Origin of the sequence: Streptomyces sp. NPDC047017 (assembly GCF_040644175.1) — a bacterium.
GTDB lineage: Bacteria > Actinomycetota > Actinomycetes > Streptomycetales > Streptomycetaceae > Streptomyces.
In genome coordinates this window covers 99937-119369 of sequence record NZ_JBEYVW010000022.1, presented here as the reverse complement: position 1 = coordinate 119369, position 19433 = coordinate 99937, and the positions used below count along the sequence as shown (strand labels likewise).

The 19433-nt window shown below is 72.6% G+C and carries 16 protein-coding genes and 1 pseudogene; 14 read left to right on the top strand and 3 right to left on the bottom strand.

Annotated elements, in window-relative coordinates; all coding sequences use genetic code 11:
- Positions 1-110: 110 nt before the first annotated feature.
- The gene (locus ABZ858_RS30875) at positions 111-1370 is read left to right on the top strand and encodes a hypothetical protein (RefSeq protein WP_361385930.1); all 1260 of its coding nucleotides are present in this window, start codon (positions 111-113) and stop codon (positions 1368-1370) included.
- Between the two features lie 6 nt (positions 1371-1376).
- On the opposite strand, the gene ABZ858_RS30870 is transcribed toward ABZ858_RS30875, so the two are convergent.
- Positions 1377-2357: an ATP-binding protein gene (locus ABZ858_RS30870; protein WP_361385927.1), complete on the bottom strand. Its 981-nt coding sequence runs from the start codon at positions 2355-2357 to the stop codon at positions 1377-1379.
- Between the two features lie 100 nt (positions 2358-2457).
- Between ABZ858_RS30870 and ABZ858_RS30865 the strand changes: the two genes are divergently transcribed.
- Positions 2458-3282: a Fic family protein gene (locus ABZ858_RS30865; protein WP_361385924.1), complete on the top strand. Its 825-nt coding sequence runs from the start codon at positions 2458-2460 to the stop codon at positions 3280-3282.
- Between the two features lie 394 nt (positions 3283-3676).
- Here the strand turns inward: ABZ858_RS30865 and ABZ858_RS30860 are convergent, their stop codons facing one another.
- Entirely contained in the window at positions 3677-4510 is an 834-nt protein-coding gene (locus tag ABZ858_RS30860) for an HAD-IB family hydrolase (RefSeq protein ID WP_361385921.1), read from the bottom strand.
- A 589-nt stretch (positions 4511-5099) separates the two neighbouring features.
- On the opposite strand from ABZ858_RS30860, the gene ssd reads away from it, so the two are divergent.
- The 7 genes and pseudogenes from ssd to ABZ858_RS30825 form a co-directional block, all read left to right on the top strand.
- A complete protein-coding gene (gene ssd / locus ABZ858_RS30855; RefSeq protein WP_361385918.1) occupies positions 5100-6206 on the top strand; it encodes a septum site-determining protein Ssd in 1107 nt (368 codons plus the stop codon).
- Positions 6207-6385: 179 nt separating this feature from the next.
- Positions 6386-7570 (top strand): TadA family conjugal transfer-associated ATPase, encoded by a 1185-nt coding sequence (locus ABZ858_RS30850; protein ID WP_361385915.1) that lies wholly within the window; start codon positions 6386-6388, stop codon positions 7568-7570.
- A 32-nt stretch (positions 7571-7602) separates the two neighbouring features.
- Positions 7603-8454, top strand: a complete 852-nt coding sequence (locus ABZ858_RS30845; RefSeq protein ID WP_361386035.1) for a type II secretion system F family protein — start codon at positions 7603-7605, stop codon at positions 8452-8454.
- Positions 8451-9311 (top strand): type II secretion system F family protein, encoded by an 861-nt coding sequence (locus ABZ858_RS30840; protein WP_361385912.1) that lies wholly within the window; start codon positions 8451-8453, stop codon positions 9309-9311. Before ABZ858_RS30845 ends, ABZ858_RS30840 begins: the two co-directional genes overlap by 4 nt.
- Before the next feature lie 120 nt (positions 9312-9431).
- Positions 9432-9632 carry a DUF4244 domain-containing protein gene (locus tag ABZ858_RS30835; RefSeq protein WP_361385909.1) on the top strand — a complete coding sequence of 67 codons (201 nt, stop codon included), beginning with the start codon at positions 9432-9434 and terminating at the stop codon, positions 9630-9632.
- A complete protein-coding gene (locus ABZ858_RS30830) occupies positions 9619-10014 on the top strand; it encodes a TadE family type IV pilus minor pilin (RefSeq protein WP_361385907.1) in 396 nt (131 codons plus the stop codon). The genes ABZ858_RS30835 and ABZ858_RS30830 overlap by 14 nt, the downstream gene beginning before the upstream one ends.
- Positions 10011-10355: pseudogene (locus ABZ858_RS30825) on the top strand (Rv3654c family TadE-like protein); the annotation flags it as partial. The gene ABZ858_RS30830 and the pseudogene ABZ858_RS30825, both read left to right, overlap by 4 nt.
- 204 nt (positions 10356-10559) lie before the next feature.
- Here the strand turns inward: ABZ858_RS30825 and ABZ858_RS30820 are convergent.
- On the bottom strand, positions 10560-13058 hold the full coding sequence (locus ABZ858_RS30820; RefSeq protein WP_361385905.1) for a DEAD/DEAH box helicase: 2499 nt from the start codon (positions 13056-13058) through the stop codon (positions 10560-10562).
- 81 nt (positions 13059-13139) lie between these two features.
- On the opposite strand from ABZ858_RS30820, the gene bldG reads away from it, so the two are divergent.
- The 5 genes from bldG (at position 13140) to ABZ858_RS30795 (ending at position 19316) form a co-directional block, all read left to right on the top strand.
- Positions 13140-13481 (top strand): anti-sigma factor antagonist BldG, encoded by a 342-nt coding sequence (gene bldG / locus ABZ858_RS30815; RefSeq protein ID WP_009189842.1) that lies wholly within the window; start codon positions 13140-13142, stop codon positions 13479-13481.
- A 110-nt stretch (positions 13482-13591) separates the two neighbouring features.
- Entirely contained in the window at positions 13592-14023 is a 432-nt protein-coding gene (locus ABZ858_RS30810; RefSeq protein ID WP_361385903.1) for an ATP-binding protein, read from the top strand.
- Between the two features lie 369 nt (positions 14024-14392).
- Positions 14393-16804 carry a sodium-translocating pyrophosphatase gene (locus ABZ858_RS30805; RefSeq protein ID WP_361385900.1) on the top strand — a complete coding sequence of 804 codons (2412 nt, stop codon included), beginning with the start codon at positions 14393-14395 and terminating at the stop codon, positions 16802-16804.
- Between the two features lie 274 nt (positions 16805-17078).
- Positions 17079-17678, top strand: a complete 600-nt coding sequence (locus tag ABZ858_RS30800) for a small secreted protein (protein WP_361385897.1) — start codon at positions 17079-17081, stop codon at positions 17676-17678.
- Between the two features lie 90 nt (positions 17679-17768).
- Complete coding sequence (locus ABZ858_RS30795; RefSeq protein ID WP_361385894.1) at positions 17769-19316, top strand: class I SAM-dependent methyltransferase; 1548 nt, start codon at positions 17769-17771, stop codon at positions 19314-19316.
- The last annotated feature ends 117 nt before the right edge of the window (positions 19317-19433 follow it).

Below are 19433 nucleotides of genomic sequence, written 5' to 3'. Positions count from 1 at the left end.
AATTCCTTCTCAGCCCCGTGCGACCTTGACGGCGCTGTCGGCACGTCCGGCACAGCGCCAGCACACGCCGTCTCGGCGTTGGACGAGAGAAGGAAGAAGGTGGGCGGAACATGGCCGCCACCCAGAGGATCGCCATGGGCGTCGTCGCCACCGTGGCCTGCGCCTCGTCGCTCGCCGGTTGCGCGAGCGGACCCGACGCACCCAAGCAGGGCGCGCACGGTGCGCCGAAGGCAGCGCAAGCGCCGGGGAGCGTCGTCCGTCTGATCGGCGACGGGTCGACCGCGTACACCGGAGCCCAGCCGCACCTGCCCAAGCCGGAACGGCTGAAGGCCGGTGAGAAGCCGCCACAGTTCGTCGTGTTCTCCTGGGACGGCGCCGGCGAGGACAGCCAGAAGTTGTTCTCGCACTTCCGCAAGGTGGCCAAGGACAACCACGCGAACATGACCTTCTTCCTCAGCGGCGTGTACATGCTGCCGGAGGGGAAGCGCGACCTGTACCGGCCCCCGCAGCACGCGCCGGGCAGTTCGGAGATCGGCTTCAACGACGACCAGGGCATCGCCGCCACCGCCGAGCAGGCACGTCTGGCGTGGCTGGAGGGCAACGAGATCGGCACCCACTTCAACGGGCACTTCTGCGGCCCCCAGGGCGGGGTCGGCCAGTGGTCGGTCGACGAGTGGAAGAGCGAGATCGACCAGGCCAAGCAGTTCGTGAAGACCTGGAAGAGCAACAGCGGCCTGAAGAACGTGGCCTCGCTGCCCTTCGACTACGACAAGGAACTCATCGGCGGCCGCACCCCCTGCCTGGAGGGCCAGAAGAACTTCATGAAGGCGGCGAGCCAGATGGGCTTCCGCTACGACAGCAGCGGCGTCAACAACCAGGTGTGGCCCAAGAAGCGGGACGGCCTGTGGGACCTGTCCATGCAGCTCGTGCCGTTCCCCGGGCACACCTTCGAGCAGCTGACCATGGACTACAACTTCATGGTCAACCAGTCGGGCACGCAGACCCAGGGCGACCCCGACAAGTTCGACTACTGGGGCGACCAGATGCGCGACGGCCTCCTCAAGGGCTTCTACCGCGCCTACGACGGGAACCGCGCGCCGCTGGTCATCGGCAACCACTTCGAGTCATGGAACGGCGGCACCTACATGCGCGCCGTCGAGGATGTCGTGAAGGAGGTGTGCAACAAGCCCGAGGTGCGCTGCGTCTCCTTCCACCAGCTGACGGACTGGCTGGACGCCCAGGACCCGCAGACCCTCGCCAAGCTGCGCGGCCTGACGGTCGGCGAGGCCCCCAAGCAGGGCTGGGCGTCCTTCCTGTCGGCCCGCCCGGCTCCGGCGCCCAAGGGAGTGCCCGGGGCGCCCAAGCCGTAGCGCCCGTCAGGCGGAGGCGGTGACGCCCTCGCCGAGGACGAAGCCGGGGTCGACCTGGGCCGCCAGGTCGGCTCCGGTGCGCTCGTTGCCCCACGAGACGGCGTTCTTGAGGTGGAAGTGCGCCATCTGCCGGGTGTAGCGCTCCCAGTCGCGCAGCTCGTACGTGGCGTCCGCGGCGACCTGGAGCAGGCGCAGGGCGCGGCGGTCGGCGTCCGCCAGGAACTCGAACCGGGGCGGCCGGCCCTTCTCCATGGCGCGCACCCAGTCCGAGTGCCCGACGGTCACCAGCAGGTCTTCCCCGACCTCGGCGCGGAGGAAGTCGAGGTCGTCCTGGCCCTGCACCTTGTTGCCGACGACTCTGAGGACCACGCCGAAGTCACGGGCGTACTCCTTGTACTGGCGGTAGACGGAGACCCCCTTCCGGGTCGGCTCGGCGACGAGGAACGTGATGTCGAAGCGGGTGAACATGCCGGAGGCGAAGGAGTCCGAGCCCGCCGTCATGTCGACCACGACGTACTCGTCCCGGCTGTCCACCAGGTGGTTCAGGTACAGCTCCACCGCTCCGGTCTTGGAGTGGTAGCAGGCGACCCCCAGGTCGGCGTCCGTGAAGGGACCGGTGACCATCAAACGGACGGAGCCGCCGTCGAGTTCCACCGGTCGCGCGCAGGCGTCGTAGAGCGGGTTGTTCTCGGCGACGCGCACCAGGCGCGAGCCCTCGCCGGGCGGCGTCGTCTTGATCATCGTCTCGGCGGAGGCGATGCGCGGGTTGCTGCCGCGCAGGTAGTCCTTGATCAGCGGCAGCCGGTCGCCCATGGCGGGCAGCGCCGCCGCCTGGGCCTCCTCCAGGCCGAGCGCGGCTCCCAGGTGCTGGTTGATGTCGGCGTCGACCGCGACGACGGGCGCCCCGGTCGCCGCGAGGTGCCGGATGAACAGGGAGGACAGGGTGGTCTTGCCGCTGCCGCCCTTCCCGACGAAAGCAATTTTCATGTTCACGAAGCGTAGTAGGGGAATAGCTGTACGTGGCAGCCTGCGTGAAGAAGACCACTCCTTCGAGGAGGGGGCCGCCCGGGTGCGTAGGGTCGTACTCATGAGTACGACAGGCGCGACCGCTGATCCGCTCGCGACGCTGGGCACCCTGCCCGGGGTGGCCGAGTCCGTCGAGTCCGTGCGCAAGGCCGTGGACCGGGTCTACGGTCACCGGATCATGCGGCGCCGGAGCAACGCGGTCACCTCCGAGGCGGCGCTGCGTGGCGCGCGCGGCTCCGGGGCGCTGTCGGGGGCGGACTGGGCCCTTGAGGAGGTGCGCCGGCGCACCGACTTCAGCGGCGACGACGAGGCGCGCGTACTGGGGGCCGCGCTGCGGCTGACGGCCGAGGCCGGGCAGTTGCTGTCCGTCTGGCGGCAGTCGCCCCTCAGAGTGCTGGCCCGGCTGCATCTGGTGGCCGCCGCCGGCACGGAGGACTCGGTCGGACGGCCGCGTCAGGAGGGCGAGGGCGTCGACGAGCCGCTGATCGAACTGGCACTGCCGAGCGCGGCCGAGGTGTCCGGCCGGCTGGAGGGGCTGGCCGAGCTGATCATCATGGGCAGTGCAGCCCCGGCCCTGGTGACGGCGGCCGTCGTGCACGGAGAGATCCTGGCGCTGCGCCCGTTCGTCTCCCACAACGGCCTGATCGCGCGGGCGGCCGAGCGTGTCGTCCTGGTCGGCAGCGGCCTGGACCCGAAGTCGGTCTGCCCGGCCGAGGTGGGACACGCCGAACTGGGCCGGGCCGCCTACCTGGCCGCCCTCGACGGCTATGTCTCCGGCACCCCGGAGGGCATGGCGGCCTGGATCGCGCACTGCGCCGGGGCGGTCGGGCTGGGTGCGCGCGAGTCGACGGCGGTGTGCGAGGCGCTGCAGCGCGGCGCGGCGTAGCGGACACGGAGTGTGCGGGCGCAGGGGTGCGGACACAGAGTTGCGGCGGTACGAGTCCTCGTACCGCCGCTGGCATGAGCACCGGGTTACCAAGCGTCCTCGATATGTCGCCCATCAGGCCGGGATCTTTGCCCGTCACCTGGTGCGGCTGGCCCGTAATCGACGGGTCGACGTCGCGTGGGTGCCCGGTGTCCATGCTCGGTCCGTGGGGCCGGATGCGTAGGTGAGGTGACCCTTTCGGGTGTCCTCAAGGTCTCGCGGGCCGTTGAGTCCTTTGTACTGCACCCGTGTGACAAGCGGAACCCCCGGCCGCACTTCTTTACTTTCAGGCCCGAACGGTACGTAATCGGACGCCGGTGACCGGAAGGGAATTCCCGCCCGGAAACGGGGCCTGTCAGCCGAGCGTGCCCCGGCGCCGGCTCGCGTACCAGACGAGCCCCGCGGTGGCGGCCGCGGCTCCTACGGCGGCCGCCGCGACCAGGGCCGGACGCGGCGGTACGGAGAACGTGGGCAGCCGCTGCTTGAGTCGCACGGGGCGGTGGAAGTCCAGAATCGGCCATCCGCGCGCCACCGCCTCCTTGCGCAGCGACCGGTCCGGATTGACCGCGTGCGGGTTGCCCACCGCCTCCAGCATCGGCACGTCGGTGACCGAGTCGCTGTAGGCGTAGCACCGGGCCAGGTCGTACCCCTCGGACGCGGCCAGCTCGCGGACCGCGTCCGCCTTGGTCGGTCCGTAGGCGTAGTACTCGACCTCGCCGGTGAAGCAGCCGTCCTCGCCCACCACCATGCGGGTGGCCACCACGCGGTCCGCGCCGAGCAGTTCACCGATGGGCTCGACCACCTCCGCACCGGACGTCGACACGATGACCACATCGCGTCCGGCGCTGTGGTGCTCCTCGATGAGGGAGGCGGCCTCGTCGTAGATGATCGGGTCGATCAGGTCGTGCAGGGTCTCGGCGACGATCTCCTTGACCTGTCGCACGTTCCATCCGCGGCACAGCGCGGACAGGTACTCGCGCATGCGCTCCATCTGATCGTGGTCCGCACCACCGGCGAGGAACACGAACTGGGCATAGGCGGTACGCAGGACGGCCCTGCGGTTGATCAGTCCGCCTTGGTAGAACGACTTGCTGAAGGTGAGCGTGCTCGACTTCGCAATGACCGTCTTGTCCAGATCAAAGAACGCCGCTGTGCGGGGCAAGGAGTGGTTATCCACGACCCCGAGCATAGGGGCAGCCCATTCGGCGTAAGGTGGGCGTGTGGGTTTGCCTGAGAGGGCTCTCGGGTACACCATGGAAGTCACGGATCGTTCGCGACCGTGCTAACCCGGCCCGACTCCTCCCCCCCCGAGTCGGCCGTGGAGACGACCCCCGCTCTCCCCCCCGGCGGGGGTCGTCGCATGTCCGGACGCATTTTCGCTCCTTCCTCTGTCGTCGGCGGGCCGCCCGAACGCCTCGGTCGCGCCGCCCGGCCTTCGCCGCCACCACCATGATTCGTCACCGCGCGTAGTCGTCGTGCTGCGCTGTGGAAGACGCGGGGGATCGGGCACAAGGGGTCACCGGTTTGGGTGACGGTCATTTTCACTTGCGCCGAGTTGTCCACAGATTTCGACCAAGATCCACATCATTTTCCGCTTCGTTGCACCGTGATTCCCGCGCACACCGACGGCGCCGAGTTCATGGCCGGTTCCGTTTGTCGAGCGCGTTTGGCCGGTTTCTGTCGGCCGCCCATATGGCGGCCCGTGGCCGGCTCTTCACGTACGCGGGATTCGCGGGGCCGCAGGGGCCGCGCGAGACAAGCAGCGAGGGGGAAGTCCCATGGCCGAAACCGTCACCCACGATCCACCGCCGGGCCCCGCGGGGCGCCAGGGCAGGCCGCTGATCCTCACCGAGGACGCCGGACTCCTGGACGACCTGCTGCGCCTGTGCGCGGCCGCCGGCGCCACCCCCGAGGTCCATCACGGGCTGCCCGAGCGCCGGGGCGGCTGGGAGACCGCGCCCCTGGTCCTGGTCGGCGACGACGCCGTCCGGCGGATCCGCGGCGCCGCCTCGCGCAGACACGGGGTGGTGCTGATCGGCCGCGACCAGGACGACTCCGGTGTCTGGCGGCGCGCCGTCGAGATCGGCGCGGACCACGTCCTGATGCTGCCCGACGGCGAGCAGTGGCTGGTCGACCGGATCGCCGATGTCGCCGAGGGTGTCGGCCGGCCCGCGCTCACCGTGGGCGTCATCGGCGGCCGCGGCGGAGCCGGGGCGTCCACGCTGGCCTGCGCGCTCGCCGTGACCGCCGCGCGGGAGGGCCTGCGCGCGCTTCTCGTGGACGCCGACCCGCTGGGTGGCGGGCTCGACGTCCTGCTCGGCGGGGAGACGGCCGAGGGGCTGCGCTGGCCGGCGTTCGCGGCCTCGCGCGGAAGGGTCGGCGGCGGCGCCCTGGAGGAGTCGCTGCCGTGGCTGCACTCGCTGCGCGTGCTCAGCTGGGACCGCGGCGACTGCGTCAGCGTGCCGCCGGAGGCCGTCCGCGCGGTCCTGGCCGCCGCCCGGCGGCGCGGCGGGACCGTGGTGGTCGATCTGCCCCGCCGGGTCGACGAGACGGCGGCCGAGGCCCTGGCCCAGATCGACGTGGGACTGCTCGTGGTCCCCGCCGAGCTGCGCGCCGTGGCGGCGGCCGCGCGGGTCGCCTCCGTGGCCCGCATGGTCCTGCGCGATCTGCGGGTGGTGGTACGGGGCCCGTACGCGCCCGGACTCGACGAATGCGAAGTGGCCCGGCTGCTGGGACTGCCGCTGGTGGGCGAGGTGCCCGCCGAGTCCGGACTGCGGCGCCCCGGCGAGGGCCGGACACCGCCGGGCGCCGCCGCGCGCGGACCGCTGGCCCGGTTCTGCACGGCCTTCTGGGAGCGGGCGCTGGTCGAGGCGGGTGCCGCGTGAGGGCGCCGACCGGGCGGCAGGGGCCGACGGGGGAGCGGGGCGGAGCCGCGGGCGGATCGCACCTGGCGAGCCCGCCGCACCTGGCGCGCTCCCTGCACCCGACGCGTTCCCCGCACCTGACGCGTCCACCACTCTCGGCGCGCCCACCCCTTCTGGCGGGAGCCGCCGGTACTCCCGGCATGGCCCCGGACGGTATGCCCGCGGAGCTGCTGGACGGTGTGCGGCAGCGGCTGGCCGAGAGCGGGGCCGAGCCCACACCCGCGCGCGTGGCGCAGGCACTGCGCGAACAGGGCCGGGTGCTCGGGGACGCCGAAGTGCTCGGCGCGGCCGAGCGGTTGCGGTCCGAGCTGATCGGCAGCGGCCCCCTGGAGCCGCTGCTCGCCGATCCGTCCGTGACCGACGTCCTCGTGTCGGCCCCCGACCGGGTCTGGGTGGACCGCGGCGGCGGACTGGAGCGGGCCGCCGTCGCGTTCCCCGACGCGGCGGCCGTACGGCGCCTGGCGCAACGCCTGGCCGCCGTGGCAGGACGGCGGCTGGACGACGCCCGGCCGTGGGTGGACGCCCGCCTGCCCGACGGCACCCGGCTGCACGCGGTGCTGCCGCCGGTGGCTGTCGGCTGCACCTGCCTGTCCCTGCGGGTCGTACGGCCGCGCGCCTTCACCCTCGGCGAACTGGTGGCGGCCGGGACGGTACCGCCGGGCGGGGACCGCGTGCTGCGGGCGCTCATCGGGGCCCGGGTGTCCTTCCTCATCAGCGGCGGCACCGGCAGCGGCAAGACCACACTGCTCAGCGCGCTGCTCGGACTCGTCGGACCGGGCGAGCGCATCGTGCTCGCCGAGGACTCCGCGGAACTGCGGCCCGACCACCCGCACGTCGTCCGGCTGGAGACCAGACCCGCCAACCAGGAGGGAGCGGGGCTGGTCACCCTGGAGGACCTGGTACGGCAGGCGCTGCGGATGCGGCCGGACCGGCTGGTGGTGGGCGAGGTGCGAGGCGCCGAGGTGGTCCACCTGCTGGCCGCGCTGAACACGGGCCACGAAGGCGGCAGCGGCACCGTGCACGCCAACGCCGCGGCGGACGTCCCCGCCCGGCTGGAGGCGCTGGGCACCGCGGCCGGCCTCGACCGGGCCGCGCTGCACAGCCAGTTGGCCGCCGCGCTGTCGGTGGTGGTGCACCTCGCGCGGGACCACGCCGGGCGGCGGCGCATCGCCGAGGTGCGGGTGCTGGAGCGGGACGCCTCGGGCTGGGTGCGGGCGGTACCGGCGCTGAGCTGGGGCGCGCGGGCGTTCGTGGAGGAACGGGGATGGGAGCGGCTGCGGGAGCTGCTCCGCCCGGCGCAACCGGAGGGGAAGTGGTCGACGTGATGGGCGGGTTGCCGCAGGAGCCGATGCTCACGATGGTCATGGGGACGGTCGTGCTGTGCGCCGTGGCGGGCGCCTTGATGCTGGGCGAGAGGCATACGGGAGCCCGGCGCGCCCGGCTGCTGCTCGCGGGCGGCGAGGCCGTGGGCACCGGCCCTCCGGTGTGGGGACGGGTCTGGGGCCAACTGGTCCGCCTGCGCGCGCGGTTGCGCTCCGAGTGGTGGGCACTGGCCGCCGGATTGCTCGTGGCGGTGCTGGGTTCCTCGGTGCTGCCGCTCGCGGCGGGGGCGGCCGGGGTACCGGTGCTACGGCGGAACCGGCTAGCCCGAGCCGCCCGCCGGGTCCGTGAGCGGCGGGCGGACGCGGTGATCGCGCTGTGCGGTGCACTGGCCGGGGAGGTGCGGGCCGGACGACAACCGGGCCAGGCCCTGCTGTGCGCCGCACGGGAGGCGGACGGCTTCGGTGACGCCCAGGCGGCTGTGCTGGCGGCGGCGCGGTTCGGCGGGGACGTGCCCGGCGCGCTCGCCACCGCGGCCCGGCAACCGGGCGCCGAGGGGCTGCGCGCACTGGCGGCGTGCTGGCGGGTGGCCGTCGACCAGGGAGCGGGCCTTGCGGCCGGACTCGACCGGCTGGACACCGCCCTGCGTGCGGAGCGGGACCAGCGAGCCGACCTGCGCGCGCAGTTGGCGGGCGCCCGGGCCACGGCGGTGATGCTCGCCGGCCTGCCGGTCTTGGGCCTCCTGCTCGGCACGGCCATGGGCGCGGACCCCTTGCACGTGCTGCTGCACACCGGAGCGGGCCTGGGCTGCCTGGTCGTCGGCGGGGCGCTGGAGGGCGTGGGGCTGTGGTGGGCGCTGGGCATCGTACGGCGGGCGGAGGCGGCATGAGCGGCGATGTTGTCCACAGGCTGGGGACGACTGTGGGTGCGGTGGCTCTTCTGGCCCTCTCTCTGATCCTCCTGGGGCTGGCGGTGCGGTGGCCGGTGGCATGGCGCCGGGAGCGGCGGGTGCGCCGACGGATGGCCTCGCTGCTGGAGGCGGCCGGGGCGTCTGGGATGTCTGGGGCCACTGGGGCATCCGATTCCACCGGTACGCCGAAGGACCGGCACGCGGGTCCCCGCTTCGCGCCGCCAGGTGCCGTACGGCGGTGGCTTCCGGTGCTGGGGGTGGTGGGTGCCGGGTGCCTGCTGATCGGCGGGCCGGCCGGGGCCGTGGCCGGAGCGGTCGGTGCGGCGGCCCTGTGGCGGTGGCGGGAGCGCGCCACGAGCCCTCCCGACGCAGGTTTCGACACGGTCGAGGCCGCCCGGCAGCTTCCGCTGGCCGCCGATCTGCTGGCCGCCTGCGTCGCGGCGGGCGCGGGACCGGTGGTCGCCGCCCAGGCGGTCGGCGATGCCCTGGGCGGGCCGGTCGGGGAAGCACTGGCGCGGGGAGCGGCGGAGGTACGACTCGGCAGCGGACCGGCCGACGCCTGGCGAGGACTCGCCTCGATACCGGGCGCCGCGGCCCTGGCGCGACTGCTGGAGCGGGCCGGCGAGTCCGGGCTCCCGGCCGCCGCGCCGGTCGCCCGGCTCGCGGCCGATGCCCGCGCGGAGCGGGCCCGTACCGCCACGGCCCGGGCCCGGAGGGCGGCCGTCCTGGTCACCGCGCCGGTGGGGCTGTGCTTCCTGCCCGCCTTCGTCGCGGTCGGCGTGCTGCCCGTGGTGATCGGCCTGGCGGGCGGGGTGCTGAGGGGAGGCGGCGGCTGACAGGAAGGTGCGGCGCGGGCGCGCGTACCGCGAAAAGGCAGGGAACCGAGGACGCGACCGCATACGGCGGGGCGCGTACCGGGTGAGTGGATGACAGAACGAGACCTCACGGGGGTTGAGATGTACGTGAAGACACGGGCACGGATGCGTGCCGTGGTGAGCCGGCTGCGCCGGGACAGCGGAATGGTCACGTCCGAGTACGCGATGGGGATCATCGCGGCGGTGGCGTTCGCCGTGCTGCTGTACGAGGTGGTGACGAGCGGCCAGGTCAAGACGGAGCTGCAGAACATCGTGAAACGGGCCCTCAGTGCGCGGATGTGAGCGCCGGGGCGGGCGGGCGGCCGACCGGGGGTTCGTGACGGCGGAGGCCGCCATGGTCCTGCCCGTGCTGGTGCTGGTGGTGACGACGCTGGTGTGGGGGCTGCTGGTGGTGCTCGCGCAGATCCAGTGCGTGGACGCGGCACGCGCGGGTGCCCGGGCGGCCGCCCGCCAGGATCCGGACGGTGCCGTCGTCCGGCTGGCCCGGCAGGCGGCTCCGCGCGGCGCGCGGGTCACGGTGAGCCGGGAGGAAGAGCAGGTCCGGGTGGCGGTCGTCGCGGACCCACCGGGGATGGGCGCGCTGCCGTTCGAACTGAGGGAGGAGGCCGTGGCCGAGGCGGAGGACACGGTGGGGGCCCGGGCGGCGAGCGGGGCGGGCTCATGAACCGCCTCCGCTCCGGCCGCGACCGCGGGTCCGCCACCGTCTGGAGCGTCGGGGCGATCGCGCTGCTCTGCGTGGTGTTCGGGGCCGGTCTCGCGCTGGGGCAGGCGGTGGTCGCCCGGCACCGGGCGGCGCAGGCCGCCGACCTGGCGGCGCTGGCCGCGGCGGACCACTGGGCGCAGGGCGGGGAGGCGGCCTGCGCGCGGGCGGAGCGGGTGGCCCGGGCGCAGCGCGCCCGGCTCGTCCGGTGCGCCCTGACCGGTGACGTCTCGGACGTCACGGCGGCGTCGGGCCGTGGGCCGTTCGCGGCGCGGGTCCGGGCGCGGGCGGGGCAGCCCACCGACCGGGCACCCCTGCGACCGGCCGGCGCGACGTCTCCTGAACGGGAGGGTCACCCGATCGGCGTAACCCACGTCCTCGGCCTGAGCCACCCCCTCCGCCGACGCCAGCCCCTCGGCCCAGGTCACTCCCTTGGCCCGACCCTCTCCCTCGGCCCGACCCTCTCCCTCAGCCCAGCCCACCCCGCCGGCCCAACTCACCCCAGCGGCCTAAGCCACCCCTTCGCCCTGAGCCACCCCTCCGGCCTCCGCTTCCTTCTCCGCGGGCGCCCCCTTCAGCAGCACGGTCAGCAGCCGTACGGCGCCCCTCTTGTGGAGGGGGTCGTTGCCGTTGCCGCACTTGGGGGACTGGATGCAGGACGGGCAGCCGGCCTCGCACTCGCAGGAGGCGATGGCCTCACGGGTGGCGGAGAGCCAGGCACGGGCGGTGTGGAAGGCGCGCTCGGCGAAGCCCGCGCCGCCGGAGTGGCCGTCGTAGACGAAGACCGTCGGAAGGAGCGTGTCGGGGTGCAGCGGGATGGAGACCCCGCCGATGTCCCAGCGGTCGCAGGTCGCGAACAGGGGGAGCATGCCGATCGACGCGTGCTCGGCGGCGTGCAGGGCACCGCCGAGGATCTCCGGATTGATCCGGGCTTCGTCGAGCTGGTCCTCGGTGACCGTCCACCACACCGCGCGGGTGCGCAGCGTACGGGGAGGGAGATCGAGCTTGGTCTCGCCGAGCACTTCCCCGGTGATGACACGCCGGCGCAGGAAGGAGACCACCTGGTTGGTGACCTCGACGGAGCCGTAGCACAGGCGGCCCGCGCCCCACGGGACCTCGACGTCGGTCTCCAGGACGGAGATCGCGGTCGTGTCGCGGGCGACCGTCGTGTACGGCGGATTCGCCTCCTCGACCAGGGCGACCGAGTCGTCCAGGTCCAGGGAGCGCACCAGATAGGTGCGGCCCTGGTGCAGGTGGACGGCGCCCTCGTGCACGCTCGTGTGCGCGGCGGCCTCGTCGACCGTGCCGAGCAGCCGTCCGGTGCCGGCCTCGACGATCTGGACGGGCCGCCCGCCCTCGCCGCGGATGTCGGTCAGGTCGGCGGCCCGCTCCCGGCGGGTCCAGTGCCACGCGCTGGTCCGCCGGCGCAGCAGCTTCGCGGCCTCAAGCTGGGGCAGCAGGTCCGGGCAGGCCGGGCCGAACAGTTCCATGTCGTCGGCGGTGAGCGGCAGCTCGGCGGCGGCGGCGCACAGGTGGGGGGCGAGGACGTAGGGGTTGTCGGGGTCGAGGACGGTGGATTCGACCGGCTGGTCGAACAGGGCCTCCGGGTGGTGGACGAGGAAGGTGTCCAGCGGATCGTCGCGGGCCACCAGCACCGCCAGGGCGCCCTGGCCGGCCCGGCCCGCACGGCCCGCCTGCTGCCACAGGGAGGCGCGGGTGCCGGGATATCCGGCGATCAGCACGGCGTCCAGGCCGGCGACGTCCACCCCGAGTTCCAGGGCGGTCGTGGCGGCCAGGCCCAGCAGCTCGCCGGAGTGCAGGGCGCGTTCCAGGGCGCGGCGCTCCTCGGGGAGATAGCCGCCCCGGTACGCCGCGACACGCCGGGCCAGCGGCCGGTCGATCTCCGCCAGCCGTTCCTGGGCGATCACCGAGATCAGCTCGGCGCCGCGCCGGGAGCGGACGAAGGCGACCGAGCGCACCCCCTGGAGGGTGAGGTCGGTGAGCAGGTCGGCGGTCTCGGCGGTGGCGGTGCGGCGCACGGGCGCGCCCTTCTCGCCCTGGAGTTCGGTGAGCGGGGGCTCCCAGAGGGCGAACACCAGTTCGCCGCGTGGGGAGGCGTCGTCGGCGACCTCCACCACGGGCAGGCCGGTGAGGCGGCGGGCGGCCCCGGCGGGCTCGGCCGCGGTCGCCGAGGCCAGCAGGAAGACGGGGGAGGCGCCGTAGCGCGCGCACAGCCGGCGCAGCCGGCGCAGCACCTGGGCGACGTGGGAGCCGAAGACGCCGCGGTAGGTGTGGCACTCGTCGATGACGACGTACTTCAGGGCCCGCAGGAAGGCGGACCAGCGGGGATGGGAGGGCAGGATCCCGCGGTGCAGCATGTCCGGGTTGGTCAGGACGTAGTTGGCGTACTGGCGGATCCACTCGCGTTCCTCGACCGGGGTGTCACCGTCGTACACGGCGGCCCGTACGGCGTTGCCGAGCGGCCGGGCGAGTTCCCGCACCGCGCGGCACTGGTCGGCCGCCAGGGCCTTGGTGGGGGCCAGGTACAGGGTGGTGGCGCCGCGCCCGTTCGGCGCCTCGGAGCCCTCCAGCAGCGTGGAGAGCACCGGGACCAGATATGCCAGCGACTTGCCGGAGGCCGTGCCCGTGGCGACGACCACCGACTCGCCGTCGAGGGCGTGCTCGGCGACGCGTGCCTGGTGGGCCCAGGGGTGTTCGATCCCGCACTTCTGGACGGCCGCGACGACCTCGGGCCGAATCCGGTCGGGCCAGACGGCATGCCGACCCGCCCGCGGGGGCAAGTGCTCCGTATGAGTGATGCGCGCAGCCCGGCTCGGCCCGGAGGTGAGCCGGTCCAGAACCGCGCCCGGCGTCAGGCGGGTTGCGGTGTCCGTCGGGGTTCGATCGGATCGGTGATTCTTGGCCATCGGCATCGAGTGTGTCACCGGCGTGACGGACAATGGGGCCAAGGCGTCGTGCACGCCTGCCGGTAAGTGATTGAATGCCATCGCGGCTGGCGAACCGTCCCGGGGGCTTCAAGCCGAGGTGCCCGAGGGGCGAACGCTCGATAGCAAGGTGCTGGAGGATCCGTGGACCTGTCCCTGTCGACCCGTACCGTCGGCGATCGTACGGTCGTCGAGGTCGGTGGCGAAATCGACGTATATACCGCGCCCAAGCTGCGCGAACAGCTGGTCGAGCTGGTGAACGACGGGAATTTCCACCTCGTCGTCGACATGGAGGGCGTGGACTTCCTCGACTCCACCGGGCTCGGCGTACTGGTCGGCGGTCTCAAGCGAGTGCGGGCCCATGAGGGCTCGCTGCGCCTGGTCTGCAACCAGGAGCGCATTCTCAAGATCTTCCGCATCACCGGTCTGACCAAGGTGTTCCCCATCCACACCTCGGTCGACGAGGCGGTGGCGGCCACCGACTGACCGGTGGCCAGCCCCGGGCCGGTGTCCGGGGCGGAAGAAGTACAGGCGGGGGACCGGGCTCTCGGCGGCCCGGCCCCTCGACAGCACGCCCGTAGCTCCTAGGGGGATGCATGGCCACCGTCGAACTCCGCTTCAGCGCGCTGCCCGAGCACGTCAGGACCGCCCGGCTGGTGGCGGCAGCGGTGGCGCGCAGGGCCGGAGTCGACGAGGCCGTCCTGGACGAGGTCAGGCTCGCCGTCGGCGAGGCGTGCTCCCGTGCCGTCGGGCTGCATCAGAGCAGCAACATCGCGGCGCCGGTGACGGTGATGCTGATCGAGGAGGAGAAGGAGTTCTCCATCGAGGTCGGCGACGAGGCCCGGCACGCGTCGCACCACGCCGGGGACGCTCCGGGGGCCGCGGAGGAGGCCGAAGCCGAGTTGGACGAGATGGGCCTCGCGGTCATCAGCGGTCTCGTCGACGACGTGAAGGTCACGGCCGGGGAGGACGGTGGCCTGATCAAGATGACCTGGCCGACCGCCCCGCCGTCCGCCGTCCTCTCCTGACCGGCCCACCGGCCGGCCACCCGTTCTGGTCAGCCAGTGTTCCGGCAGGCCACCCGTTCCGCTGCCGAAGGGCCCCGCTCGTGCGGGGCCCTTCGGCGTGTTCGCGTGGATCGTCCGGCGTGTCCCGGCGGCCGGGCCTACAGTAGGGCTGCCATCATTTCGTGAATTCATTCACGATCGATAGCCTGATGATGGATCAAGGGTCAATGCTTTTGAGGCATTACCGCTTTCGGGTTCCTCGGTGTCCCGCGATCATTTGCTGGGAAGCATGTGAAGGCTGATTCCCTTTACCGCCCACTGTTTCGATCGGTTTCCGCTACCTACAATCCGTCCACATCTTGAGCTCAGCCCAAGCGTCAAGGAGGACGAATGGCGGGGCTTTCTACCCCTCATCAGTTGGGCCACCCCACGACTTTCGCAGCCGCGGTGCTGACCAACGACAATCGGATCATCATCGCGGTCATCGCGGCCGTCGCGGTGGCCGCGCTCGTGCTCGCGGGTGTCCTGGTGCGCCAGGTGCTCGCGGCAGGCGAGGGCACCGAGAGCATGAAGAACATCGCGGAGGCGGTCCAGGAAGGCGCCAAGGCCTATCTGGGACGTCAGCTGCGCACGCTCGGCGTATTCGCCGTCGTGGTGTTCTTCCTGCTCCTGCTGCTGCCCGCCGACGACTGGAATCAGCGCGCCGGCCGGTCCGTGTTCTTCCTGATCGGTGCCGTGTTCTCGGCGGTCACCGGTTATATCGGCATGTGGCTGGCGGTGCGCAGCAATGTGCGTGTGGCCGCCGCGGCCAGGGAGGCGACCCCCGCGGAAGGCGAGCCGGAAAAAGATCTCACCACCGTCTCGCACAAAGCCATGAAGATCGCTTTCCGCACGGGCGGCGTCGTCGGCATGTTCACAGTGGGGCTCGGCCTGCTGGGCGCCTCCTGCGTGGTGCTGGTGTACGCGGCCGACGCGCCGAAGGTGCTGGAGGGCTTCGGTCTCGGCGCCGCCCTGATCGCCATGTTCATGCGAGTCGGCGGCGGCATCTTCACCAAGGCCGCCGACGTCGGCGCCGACCTGGTCGGCAAGGTCGAGCAGGGCATTCCGGAGGACGATCCGCGCAATGCCGCGACCATCGCCGACAACGTGGGCGACAACGTCGGCGACTGCGCGGGCATGGCGGCCGACCTCTTCGAGTCGTACGCCGTCACGCTCGTCGCCGCGCTCATCCTCGGCAAGGCCGCCTTCGGCAACGACGGGCTCGCCTTCCCGCTGCTGGTGCCCGCGATCGGCGTGGTCACGGCGATGATCGGCATCTTCGCGGTGGCGCCGCGCCGCGCCGACCGCAGCGGCATGAGCGCGATCAACCGGGGGTTCTTCATCTCCGCGGTGATCTCGCTGGCGCTGGTCGCGGTGGCCGTCTACACGTATCTGCCGTCGACGTACTCCGGTCTCACCGGCGTCACCGACGCGGCGATCCGCGGCAAGGCCGGCGATCCGCGGATCCTCGCCCTGGTCGCGGTGGCCATCGGCATCCTGCTGGCCGCCGTGATCCAGCAGCTGACCGGCTACTTCACCGAGACCAGCCGGCGGCCGGTCCGCGACATCGGCAAGACCTCGCTGACCGGCCCGGCCACCGTCGTCCTCGCCGGTATCTCCGTCGGCCTGGAGTCGGCCGTCTACACCGCGCTGCTCATCGGGCTCTCGGTGTACGGGGCGTTCCTGCTCGGCGGTACGTCGATCATGCTGGCGCTGTTCGCGGTGGCGCTGGCCGGCACGGGCCTGCTCACCACGGTCGGGGTGATCGTCGCCATGGACACCTTCGGGCCGGTCTCCGACAACGCGCAGGGCATCGCCGAGATGTCCGGCGACGTCGAGGGCGCCGGCGCGCAGGTGCTCACCAACCTGGACGCGGTCGGCAACACCACCAAAGCCATCACCAAGGGCATCGCCATCGCCACCGCCGTGCTGGCGGCCTCCGCGCTCTTCGGGTCCTACCGGGACGCGATCACCGGCGGCGCTCAGGACGTCGGGGCGAAGCTGTCCGGTGCGGGCGCGCCGATGACGTTGATCATGGACATCTCGCAGCCCAACAACCTGGTCGGCCTCATCGCCGGGGCCGCGGTCGTCTTCCTCTTCTCGGGGCTGGCGATCAACGCGGTGTCGCGGTCGGCCGGCTCGGTGGTCTACGAGGTACGGCGGCAGTTCCGCGAGAAGCCCGGGATCATGGACTTCACCGAGAAGCCGGAGTACGGCAAGGTCGTCGACATCTGCACCAAGGACGCCCTGCGCGAACTCGCCACGCCCGGACTGCTCGCCGTGATGGCGCCCATCTTCATCGGGTTCACGCTCGGCGTCGGCGCCCTCGGCGCGTACCTCGCCGGTGCCATCGGCGCGGGCACGCTGATGGCGGTGTTCCTGGCCAACTCCGGCGGCGCCTGGGACAACGCCAAGAAGCTGGTCGAGGACGGCCATCACGGCGGCAAGGGCAGCGAGGCCCATGCCGCCACGGTGATCGGCGACACGGTCGGCGACCCGTTCAAGGACACCGCGGGACCGGCGATCAACCCGCTGCTCAAGGTGATGAACCTGGTGTCGCTGCTCATCGCGCCCGCGGTGATCAAGTTCAGCTACGGCCACGACAAGAGCATCGGCGTGCGGATCATGATCGCGATCCTGGCGCTGCTCGTCATCGTCGGCTCCGTCTACATCTCCAAGCGGCGCGGGATCGCCGTGGGCGACGACGAGGACGACAAGGCCGAACGGACGGCGAAGCCGGCCGACCCGGCGGTGGTGTCCTAGCGGGGGGTCGTAGCGGCTCCCCGGCCGTACGCCGATAGGTCCACGGCACTACGCCGGCAGGTCCACGGCAGTACGCCGGTAAGGCCCGGAAGGGCGGGCGGGCGGTGCGTACGACGCGCCGCCCGCCCGTTCGTGCACGGGGGGAGTGGGCGCGACGCGCCGGAAACCCGTGAGCCTTCTCTCGCTTGGTGCAAATGGCTGCAAGACAGGCCGTAAAGGGCGCCCGGCCCTCGGTCGCCGTCCGGGCGGCGTGTATGTTCCGGGGCCGAGAGCCATGGAAGGGACCAATCCGGTGAACAAGAAGCTCGCGGCCGCGCTGTCCGGCGGTGCGGTACTGGTACTGGCACTGACGGGATGCTCCGGCAGCAGCGACGACGGCAAGAACGACGAGCTGAACGCCTGGGCCAAGCAGGTGTGCGACGGAGTGCAGCCGCAGGCCAGGAAGATCGAGGCCGCCAGCGCCGCGATCCAGAAGCAGACCTCGGACAACACGCCGACGACGACGGTCCAGAAGACCGACGCCCAGGCGTTCCAGGACATGTCCGACGCCTACAAGGCGATCGGCGCCGCGGTGAGCAGGGCCGGCGCGCCCAAGGTCGACGGCGGCCCGAAGAAGCAGCAGGACGCGGTCAAGGAACTCAACGACCTCGGCGCCTCCTACGCCACGCTCAAGCAGCAGGTGGACAAGCTCGACACCAAGGACCAGGCCAAGTTCGCGGACGGCCTCAAGGACATCGCCACCCAGCTGGACAAGCTGAGCAGGACCGGGAACGACGCCCTGAAGACCCTGGAGCAGGGCGACGTCGGCAAGGCGATGGCCACGCAGCCGAGCTGCAAGTCCGCCTCCGCCCCGGCCTCCACCGCCAAGAGCTGAGCCGTCCGGCCCACCGGCGTCGCCCACGCGCATCGCACACGCCCGCACACGCGCGTGTGCGATGTCGGTGGGAGCCGACACAATGGGTGCGTGAGTGACTCCAGCGTGCCCGCCCCGACCGTCCTGCCCGCCGCCGACCGCCCGGAGGTCGCCGCCCGGCTCCGGGACGCCCTGCTCGGCGCCTCCTTCACCGTCGACGGCCTGCTCGAACTGCTCGGCGCACCCGCGTACGCGGCCCTCGCCCGCAGCGAGACCGTGCCCGCGCTGCGGGCCACGCGCGGGGACACGCCGCTGGAGCTGCTCGTCCGGCTGTTCCTGCTCCAGCAGCCCGTGCCGTACGCGCGCGTGGCGGACGTGCTGCCCGTCGACGCCTGCCTGGAGAGCGGCTGGCTGGTGCGCGCCGGCGAGGACGAGCTGGCCGCGACCGTGGACGTACGGCCGTACGGCGGACTCGACGGCGAGGACTGGTTCATCGTCTCCGACCTGGGCTGCGCGGTCGGCGGCGCGGGCGGCATCGGCAGCCACGAGGAGGGCGTGGTCCTCGGCGTCGGCGGCGCCTCCACGACCCTGGCCGGCATCACCGTGCGTACGCCCGTGGCCTCCGCGCTCGACCTCGGCACCGGCTCCGGCATCCAGGCGCTGCACGCGAGCCGGCACGCCACGCGCGTGACCGCCACCGACGTGAACCCGCGCGCGCTGCACATCACCGCCCTCACCCTCGCGCTGTCCGGCGCTCCGGCCGCCGAGCTGCGGGAGGGCTCGCTGTTCGCACCGGTCCGCGACGGCGAGACGTTCGACCTGATCGTGTCCAACCCGCCCTTCGTCATCTCCCCGGGCGCCCGGCTCACGTACCGCGACGGCGGCATGAGCGGGGACGATCTGTGCCGCACGCTCGTTCAGCAGGCGGGGGAGCGGCTGAACGAGGGCGGGTTCGCGCAGTTCCTCGCCAACTGGCAGCACGTCGAGGGGGAGGACTGGCAGGACAGGATCAGGTCGTGGGTGCCCCGCGGCTGCGACGCGTGGATCGTGCAGCGCGAGGTGCAGGACGTCACGCAGTACGCCGAGCTGTGGCTGCGGGACGCCGGTGACCACCGCGACGACCCGGCGGCGTACCAGGAGCGGTACGACGCCTGGCTGGAGGAGTTCGAGGCGCGCAAGGTGAAAGCCGTGGGCTTCGGCTGGATCACCCTGCGCAGGACGGGTTCGGCCGTGCCCTCGGTCACCGCCGAGGAGTGGCCGCACCCGGTCGAGCAGCCGCTCGGCGACACCGTGCGCACGCACTTCGCCCGCCTCGACTACCTGCGCGACCACGACGACGCGGCGCTGCTCGAAGGACACTTCCGGCTCGCCCGCGAGATCGTGCAGGAACAGGTCGGGCTGCCCGGCGCCGAGGACCCCGAGCACGTCGTGCTGCGCCAGCACCGCGGGATGCGCCGGGCCACGGCGGTGGACACGGTCGGCGCGGGCTTCGCCGGCGTCTGCGACGGCACGCTGAGCGCCGGCCGCATCCTGGACGCGATCGCCCAGCTCGTCGGCGAGGACCCGGTGCTGCTGCGCGACCGTACGCCCGCGCAGATCCGGCTGCTGGTGGAGCAGGGCTTCCTGGAGCCGGCGGCGGACCGGGCCGCGGAGGGCTGAGGCCGGCTCGCGGCGGATCGAAGCGGATCAAAGCGGATCGAGGCGGCTCGCGGCCGGCGGTCCGCGCCGACCGGTCCGTGGTCAGCCGGTCCGTGGTCAGCCGATCTGTGGTCAGCC